This window comes from Streptomyces sp. NPDC088707 (genome assembly GCF_044752725.1).
Lineage (GTDB): Bacteria > Actinomycetota > Actinomycetes > Streptomycetales > Streptomycetaceae > Streptomyces.
Map to the genome: position 1 here is coordinate 558,372 of NZ_JBIVLV010000001.1, position 11,714 is coordinate 570,085.

The following is an 11,714-nucleotide window of genomic DNA, read 5'->3' on the forward strand; positions in this document are numbered from 1 at the left end:
AGACACGACGGCGTCCCGGCCCGCTTCCCGACCCGCGCCCGTCCGGCGACGCAGGTCACGGCGCCGGGCTATGGACAGGGCTCCCTACTCATTGGTTAAGGTGCGCCGACGACCAGATGGGGAGGCATGCGTGGCTGGGACGGACCCGATCGCCGAGGCCGAGGCCGACGGCGCTGCCGACGCGCTGTTCGTGCTGACCGCGGCACTGCTGACGCCCGCGCGTTTCCCGAGCGTGCTCGGCGACGACTACCCGGCGGCCTGCGCGGCGCTCGGGCTCCAGCCGTACGCCGAGGGGTACGGGCTCGTGTTCGGCCAGGACGGGCTCGGCGCGCGGTGGACGGTCGTCGTCGACGACGTGTCGCTCGTCGCGGTGGCCATCTCCTCCTGGGACTGCGGCATGGCCTACGACCTCTCCCCCGACGAGGCCTCGGTGGTCGCCGGCCTGCCGGGCTGGCCGCTCGCGGTGGCGACGCGCGCGCCCGGTGTGCCGGCCCCGCACGACCCGGAGCCCGAGGAGGGCGACCCGGCCCCGCTGGCCCCGCCGTCCGGCGACGTGTGGGGGCCTGCCCAGCGGCGCCTCGGCGCGGACGAGGTGGCACTGCAGTGGTCCGCCTGGCGTAGCCAGGTGACGGACGACGCGTCGTCCGACGCGGGGACGGCGGGCCCGGCCGATACGACTGGCCCGTCCGATACCGCGGTCTCGTCCGATACCGCGGTCCCGTCCGCAACCGCGCGGTCGTCGTCCGCGTCCGCCGCCTCGACCGGGACACCGGTCGAGGCCGAGGCCGCACCCAGGCCCACGACGTGGTTCGACAGGCCCTCCTCCCGGAAGGCAGCGCAGCCCGCGAAGGCGGAGACATCGGGTGAGGGCGCGGTGTCCACCGCCCCGGCAGCGGCTGCAGACGCCGTCGCCGATCCGTACGCCGGAGTCCGCCGGGCCCTCGAGGAGCTCCGCGGCTACCTCGAGGAGCCGCCACCGATCGGGCGGGTGCGGTCCTCCGACACCGGTACGGACGGGGGCGTGCGGACGTTGCGCGCGGACGGACCCGGCTGGTCGCTGGTGGCGCGTCCGGACGACATGGCCTTCGTCCTGCTCGACGAGCTGCCGCGCGAGGTCCTGCCGGTGGCCCGCGGTCCGCGACTGCCCGCACTCCTGGCGGGGCTCGACGCGATGGCCGTACGGCCCTCCTGACCGGCTCCCGGTCGACTCCTGGCCGGCCCTCCTGACCGGCACTCCTGAGCGGCTGCCGGTCTACTCCCGATCGGCTCCGACCCCCGATCGCTCCCGATCGATCTGTACTCGCTTCCTGCCGGCAGGAGGCCGCCGAGGGGTGTCATGCCGATCCACACGGCCCGACAGCCCGAGGTGTGGTCCGGGACCATGGCCCGGTGATGAGGGTGCGTCGCACGATGTGGCGCCGCATCCCTTTCCCTGCCCCCGGAGGCCCTCATGCGCCTGTTCCCAGGCGTCCCGCTGCTCGCCGCGCTCCTGACCGCCGTCACCGTCCTGGCTCCCGCGGGGCCCGCCGGGGCGGAGGAGCGGGCAGCGGCGGGCGCCGCCGCCCACTGCGCACGCCAGGACCGGCTCCACGTTCCCGGCGCCGAGCACCAGCAGTCCGCCTGCCTGGCGGATCTCACGACCGCGGGGCTCGCGGGGACGCCGTACACCGACACCGCGGACCAGGCCGGGCTCGCCGCCCTGGGGACCCGCAACCCGTCGGGCGTGCCCGGCGTCCAGATCGACGGCTACTTCCCCGACGACTCACGGCTCAACGCCACCCACGGCTGGGCGCACGACGCGCAGTTCGTCATCAGGCTGCCCGACCGCTGGAACGGCGGCCTCGTCGTGACCGGCGCGCCCGGCACCCGCCGTCAGTACTCCACGGACGCGCTCATCTCCGACCAGGTCCTCGCCCGCGGGTTCGCCTACGCGGCCACCGACAAGGGCAACACGGGACCGGACTTCTTCACCGACGGACGCGGTCCCGGCGACGCGGTCGCCGAGTGGAACCGCCGGGTGACCGAGCTGGCACGGGCCGCCAAGAAGGCCGTTCGGCAGCGTTACGGCAGTGCCCCGGAGCGCACGTACATGACGGGCATCTCCAACGGCGGCTATCTGACGCGCTGGCAGCTGGAGAACCGTCCCGAGCTGTACGACGGCGGGGTCGACTGGGAGGGCGTGCTGTGGACCTCGCGCGGCCCCAACCTCCTGACGAGCCTGCCGGTGACGGTGGCCCGGTCGCTCGGGCAGGCCTCCGACGAGGATCTGATCGGGGCCGGCTTCGCGCCCGGGTCGCGTTTCCTGTGGCCGTACCACGAGAAGGCGTACTGGGGCCTGACGCAGAAGATCTTCCGGGCCGAGTTCGACCCCTCGTACGACCCCGCCTGCCCCGGTTCCTCCGCCGGCGGGACCGCGGAGCAGATCTTCGCGCCCTGCGCCTCGGACGCCTCGTACGACTACGCCTCCCGGCCCGCCTCCGTGCACCGCGCGGTGGCGAAGGTCGCGCTCACCGGTCGCATCGGCAAGCCGCTCATCACTCTCCACGGCGACCTCGACACGCTGCTGCCCCTCGCCACCGACTCCGACGTGTACACGCGGATGATCGACGCGCGGGGCCGGGGCGGGATGCACCGGTTCTACACGGTGCAGGACGGGACGCACACCGACGGCCTGTACGACACGTATCCGGACCGTCTGCGTCCGATCCTGCCGTGCTACCGGTCGGCGTTCGACGCGCTGACGAAGTGGGTCGAGGAGGGTACGGCTCCGCCGGCGGACCGGACGATCGCCCGTCCCGCGAGCGGTGACGTGGTCAACTCCTGCGCCCTGGAGGGGTGAGCTTCCGGGGCCCGGTTCGTCCGCCGCGGGCAGGCGCGAGGCCCCGTGACTCAGACCTTCTGCAGCGGGCGGTGCGGGCCCTCCGGCAGCTCGGTGCGGATCGGGTCTCCGGGGCGCACCTCGCCGCCGTTCAGGACGATGCCCATGATCCCGGCCTTGCGCACGATCTCGCCGTTCTCGTCGCGGCCGAGCACCTGCTTGAGCAGTCCGTGCCGGAAGGTGTCGATCTGGGCGCACGGGTTGCGGAGACCGGTGATCTCGACGACCGCCTCCGCGCCGAGGTGCAGTCGGGTGCCGGTGGGCAGGCCGAGGAGGTCGATCCCCCGGGTGGTGACGTTCTCGCCGAGGTCGCCGGGCGCGACCTCGAAGCCGGCTCCGGCGACGTCGTCGAAGAGCTCCGCGTGGATGAGGTGGACCTGACGCAGGTTCGGCTGGGTCGGGTCCTGGGCGACGCGCGAGCGGTGCTTGACCGTCACGCCCGCGTGGACGTCACCCTCCACGCCGAGCCCGGCGAGGAGGGTGATGCCCTCGCGGTTGGGCTTGGTGAACGTGTACGTGCCGTTGCTGCTGACCGTGGTGACCGTGCCGTCGCTCATGTCGAGGAGCTCCCCTTCTCCGCTTTCCGACGGCCGAAGCACCGACCGTCGGACCGATGATCACATCAGATGTGACCTTTCTCGACCTTACTCGGCCCACTCGGACCGCAGCGGCGCGCCCACGTCGTGCAGGTGGCCGAGGGCCTGGCGGTACGAGTCCACGAAGCCGGTCTCCGTGTACGGGACGCCCAGGGCGGCGCAGTGGGCCCGGACGGCCGGCTGCGCGAGACGCAGGTTCGGGCGCGGCATGCTCGGGAAGAGGTGGTGCTCGACCTGGTAGTTGAGACCGCCGAGGAACCAGTCGGTCAGGGCGCCTCCCCGGATGTTGCGCGAGGTGAGCACCTGGCGCCGCAGGTGACCCCAGCTGTCGCCGTCCGCGTGCTCGTCGGGCCGCTCCATTCCCTTGTGGTTGGGGGCGAAGGCCATGCCCAGGTGCACCCCGAGCAGCATCTGGTGGACGAGGGCGAAGGCGAGCGCCTGAAGCGGGGTGAGCAGGGTGAGCAGCAGGGCCGTGTATCCCGCGAAGTGGGTGAGGAGCAGCGCGCCTTCGACGAGCCGCTCACGGCGGGAGCGGCAGGGCCCGTCCTTGGCGAGCAGCGCCTGGACCCCGTACACCTTGAGTGCGATGCCCTCCAGGGTCGTCAGCGGGAAGAACAGCCACGCCTGGTGGCGGGTGAGGAATCCGCGCAGCCCCGAGCGGCCGGCCGTCTGGTGCTCGGCGAAGACGAGGATGTCCGCCGCGACGTCCGGGTCCTTGTCGAGGTGGTTGGGGTGGGCGTGGTGGCGGTTGTGCTTGTCGTTCCACCACTCCCGGCTCATGCCGAGGAGGAGGTTGGCATGGACCAGCTGGAGGATCCGGCCGGCCTTGCGGTTCGCGGTGATCTGGGCGTGGCCCGCGTCGTGGCCGACGAACGCGGCCCGGGCCGAGAGCAGCGCGAGGGGTACGGCGAGGAGGAGCGCCCACCAGGAGGGACCGGTCAGGGCGAGGCCGGCCACGACGGCGGCGATGCCGAGGAGGTTGACGGCGATGCCGCGGGCGTACCAGCCGGGGCGGTGTTCGAGGAGGCCCTGCGACCTGACCGTCCGCAGGAGCGGGGTGAACTCGCTGCCGCCTCTTGCGCGGGCGGGCGCCGCGGCGGGTGCGGCGGCGGCCGGGGGCAGGACGGTGGCCTGGGACATGGACGGGCTCCGGTTTCTGTCGACATCGGTAGCGGTGACGGTCGTTGGGCGCCTACCGAGAACCTACGGATCCGTGATCGTCCGGGGCCATGGCGTCACCACCCGTCCCCGGTCGGGGGCGCGCCGGGGGCAGGGGGTGGGGCGAGCCCCACCCCGTGGAAGGTGTGGCATGGATCACGTGCGGCGGGTGCCTCGTCGAGTGGGTGCGGTGAGGTACCTTCGGCCGCTCGGACGTCAGGTAGTCAAATTTGAGGAATGCGTTGTCGCTGTCGCACGGACCCGATGATTCCGCCCGCGAACCCGCTCAGATGCCCGCTCCGGCATCCACCGAGGAGCCCGCCCGGGGCACATCCCCCGGACTCACCCGCCACAACGCCGTCTTCCTCCCCGCCGATCCGCCCCGCGCGGGCCGGATCGCCTTCTGGTCCGCGGACGGCGACGCGCGGCCGAGCACCGACGCCGGGTCTGCTCGTGCCGGTGACACCGACACCTCGGCCGCCGAGATCACGGACGTCGACACCCCGGTCGCCGAGATCACGGTCGCCGACATCACGGTCATCGACGGAGAGAGCCTCCGGCCGGTGACCGTCCCCGCGCGTCTCCTCTCCGTACGGGACGCCCTGCCGCTGCTCACCCGCGCCCGCTTCGCCGACACCGCGTCACCCGCGAACGCCTTCTGGGGTGCCGCCTCGCTCCTCGCCCTCGACCTCGTCGCACGCGGCCTGCTGCTTCCCGGCCTCACCGCAGGTGACGTCGACGCGTGGCGGGTAGGTCCGCTCGGGCCCGGCGAGCTCGCCGCACTGCGGACGCTCGCGGCGTCGATGCCTCCCGAGGCCCACGCCGTACCGCTCTCGTCGGACGAGCCGCCGCTCCTGCCCGAACCCGAGGCGCTGCTGCGCGCGTTCGCCGACGCCGTCGCGGACGCCCTCCCCCGTACTCCGGCCGCTCCGCTCGCCGCCGGTGGCCCCGCCTTCGCCGCCGACGCGCCGCAGCCGATTCCCGAGCAGCGGGCGTGGGCCGCCGATGTGGCGGCTGTTCACGACGCGGGCGTCCGGCTGTCGCTCCGGCTCGAACTGCCGGGCTTCACCGCCGAGTCGGAGAAGGCGCCCGACTTCCGGGCGGTCCTGCAACTGCACGGTGTCGCCGATCCGACCCTCGTCGCGGACGCGGCGGAGGTGTGGGCGGGCTCCGGCCGGACGGCGGCCGCGTTCGGTCCCCGGGCCCGTATGGACGCCCTGCTCGCCCTCCGACGCGCCGCACGGGCCTGGCCCCCGTTGGCCCCGCTTCTGACGGCGGCGGTCCCCGACACCGTCGAACTCGCCGACGAGGAGGTCGCGGAGCTGCTCGGTACGGCAGGCCGAGCCCTGGCGGACGCGGGCGTCCAGGTGCACTGGCCGCGCGAGCTCGCGGACCGGCTGACGGCGAGTGCGGTGATCGGGCCGGTGGGCGGGGAACTGGCGGAAGGAGGGAGCACCGCCGACGGGCCCGGGTCCAGGCCCGGGGACGGCTACGGTTCCGGTTCCGGTGCCGTTTCCGGTTCCGGTTCCGGTTCCCGTGACGAAAGGCTCGGTTCCGGCGCCGAGGGTCCCGGGTCCGACGAGAAGGCGGAGGAGGCACGTTCCTCCTCGACTCTCCCCTCCTTCCTCTCCGCCGACGCTCTGCTCGGCTTCAACTGGCGCTTCGCCGTCGGCGATCAGGAGCTGACGCGCGCCGAGCTCGACCGGCTCGCCGAGGCCGGGCGGCCGCTGGTCCGCCTGCGTGACCGCTGGGTGCTGGTCGACCCGGCCGAGGTGCGCCGGGCCAGGTCGCAGCAGGACCGTACGGTGACTCCGGTGGATGCCCTCTCGGCCGTCCTCACCGGAACGACGGAGGTCGACGGCCGGCCCGTCGAGGTGGCGGCGACCGGCTGGCTGGAGCGGCTGCGGGAGCGGATCGCCGACCCCGAGGGCGGCCGTCCGCAGGTCTCCCAGCCCCCGGCGCTCGCCGCGACCCTGCGCGACTACCAGCTGCGCGGGCTCGACTGGCTGCACCGGATGACCTCACTCGGCCTCGGTGGGTGCCTCGCCGACGACATGGGTCTGGGCAAGACCATCACGGTCATCGCGCTGCATCTGCACCGGCAGTCCGACCCGGACTCCGCCGGACCCACCCTCGTCGTCTGTCCGACCTCTCTCATGGGCAACTGGCAGCGCGAGGTCGAGAAGTTCGCGCCGGGCACGCCCGTGCGCCGCTTCCACGGCGCGACCCGTGACCTGGAGGACCTCACCGACGGCGGCTTCGTCCTCACCACCTACGGCACCATGCGGCTCGACGCGGCGCGACTCGCCGAGCGGAGCTGGGGACTCGTCGTCGCGGACGAGGCGCAGCACGTCAAGAACCCGTACTCGGCGACGGCCCGGCAGCTGCGGACCATCGGGGCACGCGCGCGCGTGGCGCTGTCCGGCACGCCTGTGGAGAACAACCTCTCCGAGCTGTGGGCGATCCTCGACTGGACCACGCCCGGGCTGCTCGGCACCCTGGGCGCCTTCAGGACCCGGTTCGCCGCCGCCGTGGAGGGCGGCCGGGACCCGGCCGCGGCCGCGCGACTCGCGGCGCTGGTCCGCCCGTTCCTGCTGCGCCGCCGCAAGTCGGACCCCGGCATCGCGCCCGAGCTGCCGCCGAAGACGGAGACCGACCGGACCGTCTCCCTGACACCGGAACAGGCCGGTCTCTACGAGGCGGTGGTACGGGAGACCCTGGCGGCGATCGCCGAGGCCGACGGCATGGCGCGGCGCGGCCTGGTCGTCAAGCTGCTGACCGGTCTCAAGCAGATCTGCAACCACCCCGCCCAGTACCTCAAGGAGGAGCGGCCGAGGATCGAGGGCCGCTCGGGCAAGCTGGAGCTGCTCGACGAGCTCCTCGACACGATCCTCGCCGAGGGCGCGTGCACCCTTGTCTTCACCCAGTACGTGGGGATGGCCAGGCTGCTGGAGGCCCACCTCGCGGCGCGGGGCGTGCGGACCCAGTTCCTGCACGGCGGGACGCCGGTCGCCGAGCGGGAGGCGATGGTCGCCCGTTTCCAGAGCGGCGAGGTCCCGGTCTTCCTGCTCTCCCTCAAGGCCGCCGGCACCGGTCTCAATCTCACCCGCGCCGAGCACGTCGTGCACTACGACCGCTGGTGGAACCCGGCCGTGGAGGCCCAGGCCACCGACCGCGCGTACCGGATCGGGCAGGACCGCCCGGTGCAGGTGCACCGGCTGATCGCCGAGGGGACGATCGAGGACCGGATCGCGACCATGCTGGACCGCAAGCGGGAGCTGGCGGACACCGTCCTCGGGACCGGCGGGGACACCCCGCCGGAGCTGACCGAACTGACCGATGCCGAGCTGGCGGAGCTCGTACGACTGCGGGGTGACGCACGATGAGCGGGTACGGACACGAGGGCGACGAGCGGACGTTCGCGGCGCTGCCTCCCGCGCGGGGTGCGGCCTTCGCCAGGACCTGGTGGGGCCTGGCGTGGCTGAAGGCGCTGGAGGACACCGCGCTCGACGGCCGGCAGCTCAAGGCGGGACGCCGGCACGCGCGCGCGGGAGCGGTGGGTGCCGTGTCGGTACGGCCCGGCCGCATCACGGCAGTGGTGAAGGACCGGGACGGAACGGCGTACCGCAGCGACGTCCTGGTGCGGGAGTTCTCGGAGGAGGAGTGGGAGCGGCTCCTGGACCTCGCCGTCGACAGCGCGGGGCACATCGCCGCGCTCCTCGACCGTGAGATGCCGCCGCACCTGGTCGAGGACGCGGCGGCGGCAGGGCTCGATCTGCTGCCGGGAATCGGGGATCTCGACCCGGAGTGCGGCTGCGAGGCGTGGGACCACTGTCCGCACACGTCTGCGCTCTGCTACCAGGTGGCCCGGCTGCTCGACGAGGATCCCTTCGTCCTGCTCCTCATGCGGGGCCGCGGCGAGCGGACCCTCCTGGACCAGTTGCAGGCGCGCAGCGCCTCGCGTGCCGCGCACGGCGGGCGGGGAGCGGACGACACACCGGGCGCGGACATGCCCGAGGGCGCGGGTGGGATGCCGGGCGTGTCGGCCGAGGAGGCCTACGCGGCGGGGTTCCTCGTGCCGCCGCTCCCCGCGCCTCCGGTCGCTCAGGACGCACCGGGCCGGTCGCTGTCCCTGGACGCGGAGACGGAACCGGGGCCCGGGGTCGACCCGACTGCCCTGGAGTTCCTCGCGGCGGACGCGGCGGGCCGCGCGCACCGGATGCTGGTGGCGGCGCTCGCCGACGGGGCGTCCGACGGTGGGGCGTCCGGCGGTGGGGCGTCCGGCGGTGGGGGGTCCGGCGGTCCGTCCGTCCAGGGCGGGTCCCCGGCGCCTGCGGCTCCGACGGTTGCGCTCACGGTCGCTCAGGACGCGGTTCGGCTCGCCGCGGGCGCCCCCCTGCCCCGGATCACGGCGCGGCTCGCCTCCGGCTCGGGCCGGACACGGGCGGAGATGGACCTCGCCACGCGCGCGTGGGACTTCGGAGGAGCCGCCGCCCTCGCCGTACTGGAGGAGGACTGGACGCCGGACGCCGAGGCGCTCGCGTGGGCGGGAACCCGGCTCACGGAGGCCTGGGAGGACGACGAGCGCCCGGCGCTGCGGCGCCCCGGTGGTGCGCGGTGGACGGTGGTGGGTGGAGAGGCGCAGCTGCGCCTCGGCGAGGACGGGCGCTGGTGGCCCTACCTGAAGTCGGGTGCCCGCTGGTCCCCCGCCGGACCGGCGGACCGGGATCCGGCGACGGCTCTGGCGACGGCCCTCGCCGCCGGCCCTACTGGAGCCGACGGCTGAGGGTGCCGGCACCGCTGGTGGTGGCGGCCAGGCTGCAGGCGATGGCGTCCGAGCCGAGGAGGTAGCTCGTTCGGTACGGGTACTGGACGAAGGTGGTCCAGCGCGTGCCGAGCGGCTGCCGTGCCGCCTTGCGGCGCAGCGGTTCGCGGCAGAGCAGCGTGGCCGCCTCGCGGATCGCCGTGTCCGTGGCGTGGAGACCGGTGAGCCGGAGACGGGCGACGAGTTCGGCGTGGTGCGGCGTGTCGCAGGAGCGCCGGAGTGCGGTGCCCGGCGCGCCGCGGTCGATGTCGAAGCAGTCCCCGACACTCAGCGCATCGAAGGAGACCGGGCGGGGCGCGCCGGCGCCACCCGTCGCGGGGCGGGTCGGCCGGGATGGGGCGGTGGAACCGCCGGTCCAGGAGGGGGTCGCGGACGCGCCCTTCTCGGGGTCGGCGGTCCGGTGCGGGGAGGCGGTACGGGTCGGAGTGGCGTCCGAGGTCACGGCGCCCGACGGCGTGTCGGTGGTACGGACGCCTGCCGCTCCGGTGTCGCCCGTGCGTCGGTCGGTCGGGCCCCCGCCACCCGGCGGGGTGGCCTCGGCGCGGCCGTCGCCGGACACGACGGGTGACGGCGCGCCGACCTGGTCGCCGCCGGGTCGTTCGCCCGTGGACAGGCTCTGCTCGGTACCGCCCCGCGAGGCGACGAACGCGGTCGCGACGAGCCCGGCGACGAGCAGCGGGACGAGCGGCACGCCGAACCGGCGGGCCCCTCGGGCGGCCGGCCCGGGCCGGGGCGCGCCGAGCCGCACGATGCGGGGCGACCAGCCGGAGTCGGAACCGGCACCGGGTCGCGCGAGTGCGGCAGAGCGGGTCACCGGGTTCGTACCGGAGACGTCACCCGCCCCGGGCTCGTCATGCACATCCGGCGAATCAGGCACATCAAAGGGTTCGGACAGATCGACACGATCGGCTCGGTCGGCACGATCAGTCGTATCGAACGAGTCGGGCTCACCGAGCGGGTCGGGTTCGCCCGGTCGGCGGTCCGGCGACGGGGTGGCGGGGGACGGGTGGGGCACAAGGTCAAGGTTCGCCGGTCGGCGGCTCCGCGGCCACCTTTTTAGGGGTGCGGGGAGCGGCCTGTACAGAAACGTGACCATTGCCGGCCGCGATCGTGCCTGCCGCCCTTTCCGCCGCCCCGTCACGAACCGGTCCTACAGCCCGAGCTGGCGCTCCGCGCCCTCGACGGTCTGGGCGAGGAGCACCGCGATGGTCATGGGGCCGACGCCGCCCGGAACGGGCGTGATGAGCGAGGCGCGCTCGGCGGCCGAGGCGAAGTCGACGTCGCCGACGTTGCCCGGGTTGTAGCCGGCGTCGATGACGACGGCGCCGGGCTTGATGTCGGCGCCCTTGATGAAGTTCGGCTTGCCGACGGCGGCCACGAGGACGTCGGCCTCGCGGACGACGGAGGAGAGGTCCTCGGTGCGGGAGTGGCAGTAGGTGACCGTGGCGTCGCGGCCGAGGAGGAGAAGTCCGGCCGGCTTGCCGAGGATCGCGCTGCGGCCGACGACGACGGCGCGCTTGCCGCGGAGTTCCACGTCGTACGCGTCGAGGAGGCGGATGATGCCGCCGGGCGTGCAGGAGACGAAGCCGGGCAGGCCGAAGCCCATGGCGGCGAAGGAGGCCATGGTGACACCGTCGACGTCCTTCTCCGGGGCGATGGCCTCGAAGGCGGCGCGCTCGTCGATGTGCGGGCCGACGGGGTGCTGGAGGAGGATGCCGTGGACCTCGGGGTCCTCGGAGAGGGCCGTGATCGCGGCGACGAGTTCCTCGGTCGTCGTGGTGGCGGGCAGTTCGACGTGCTTGGAGCGGATTCCGGCCTTCGCGCAGCGGTTCTGCTTCATCTTCACGTACGTCACCGAGGCCGGGTCCGCACCGACCAGGACGGTCGCCAGACACGGCGTGACACCGGTGCGACGGGTGATCTCGGCGGCGCGGGCGGCGGTCTCCTCGACCGTACGGCGGGCGAGGGCCGTTCCGTCCATGAGGGTGGCGGTGCTGGTGGACATGGCAACTCCTGGGCGTCGTCTCTGACAGTGATTCGCCCAGGCGCACGGCATCGGTACGGTCGCGCCGGTCGAGCACGTCCCCGCCGGGCCGCTCCCCGGTGGTGATCCACCTCAAGCGCCAGTCACGGCCCGAGCCCCACTGTACGTGAGCGGTCGGGGGCGGGTCCCGGACAGGGTGCGCGGGACGGGGCGCCGGAGCGCTTGTCGACGGCGCCCCCGCGCATCACGATGAGCCGACGGGCCGGGACGACC

At 74.0% G+C, this 11,714-nt stretch carries 8 protein-coding genes and 1 riboswitch; of the genes, 4 read left to right on the top strand and 4 right to left on the bottom strand.

Annotated features, from left to right (window positions below):
• The first annotated feature begins 130 nt into the window (after positions 1 to 130).
• Both ACIP84_RS02630 and ACIP84_RS02635 read left to right on the top strand, forming a co-directional pair.
• A complete protein-coding gene (locus ACIP84_RS02630) occupies positions 131 to 1,192 on the top strand; it encodes a hypothetical protein (RefSeq protein WP_401793616.1) in 1,062 nt (353 codons plus the stop codon).
• A gap of 258 nt (positions 1,193 to 1,450) precedes the next feature.
• Entirely contained in the window at positions 1,451 to 2,839 is a 1,389-nt protein-coding gene (locus ACIP84_RS02635; protein WP_401793619.1) for a tannase/feruloyl esterase family alpha/beta hydrolase, read from the top strand.
• A gap of 50 nt (positions 2,840 to 2,889) precedes the next feature.
• On the opposite strand, the gene ACIP84_RS02640 is transcribed toward ACIP84_RS02635, so the two are convergent.
• Both ACIP84_RS02640 and ACIP84_RS02645 read right to left on the bottom strand, forming a co-directional pair.
• Positions 2,890 to 3,435, bottom strand: coding sequence for an MOSC domain-containing protein (locus ACIP84_RS02640; protein WP_401793622.1), 546 nt, complete (start codon positions 3,433 to 3,435; stop codon positions 2,890 to 2,892).
• A gap of 87 nt (positions 3,436 to 3,522) precedes the next feature.
• Complete coding sequence (locus ACIP84_RS02645; protein ID WP_401793625.1) at positions 3,523 to 4,614, bottom strand: acyl-CoA desaturase; 1,092 nt, start codon at positions 4,612 to 4,614, stop codon at positions 3,523 to 3,525.
• 308 nt (positions 4,615 to 4,922) lie between these two features.
• Between ACIP84_RS02645 and ACIP84_RS02650 the strand changes: the two genes are divergently transcribed.
• Together ACIP84_RS02650 and ACIP84_RS02655 are read left to right on the top strand one after the other, a co-directional pair.
• Positions 4,923 to 8,018 carry a DEAD/DEAH box helicase gene (locus ACIP84_RS02650; RefSeq protein ID WP_401793628.1) on the top strand — a complete coding sequence of 1,032 codons (3,096 nt, stop codon included), beginning with the start codon at positions 4,923 to 4,925 and terminating at the stop codon, positions 8,016 to 8,018.
• Positions 8,015 to 9,418, top strand: coding sequence for an SWF or SNF family helicase (locus ACIP84_RS02655; RefSeq protein ID WP_401793631.1), 1,404 nt, complete (start codon positions 8,015 to 8,017; stop codon positions 9,416 to 9,418). Before ACIP84_RS02650 ends, ACIP84_RS02655 begins: the two co-directional genes overlap by 4 nt.
• Here ACIP84_RS02655 and ACIP84_RS02660 read toward each other — a convergent pair.
• On the bottom strand, positions 9,399 to 10,316 hold the full coding sequence (locus ACIP84_RS02660; RefSeq protein ID WP_401793634.1) for a hypothetical protein: 918 nt from the start codon (positions 10,314 to 10,316) through the stop codon (positions 9,399 to 9,401). The two genes, ACIP84_RS02655 and ACIP84_RS02660, sit on opposite strands and share 20 nt — an antisense overlap.
• A gap of 291 nt (positions 10,317 to 10,607) precedes the next feature.
• Positions 10,608 to 11,462 (bottom strand): bifunctional 5,10-methylenetetrahydrofolate dehydrogenase/5,10-methenyltetrahydrofolate cyclohydrolase, encoded by an 855-nt coding sequence (locus tag ACIP84_RS02665; RefSeq protein WP_073905420.1) that lies wholly within the window; start codon positions 11,460 to 11,462, stop codon positions 10,608 to 10,610.
• Positions 11,463 to 11,489: 27 nt separating this feature from the next.
• Positions 11,490 to 11,598: riboswitch (ZMP/ZTP riboswitch) on the bottom strand.
• Positions 11,599 to 11,714 lie beyond the last annotated feature (116 nt).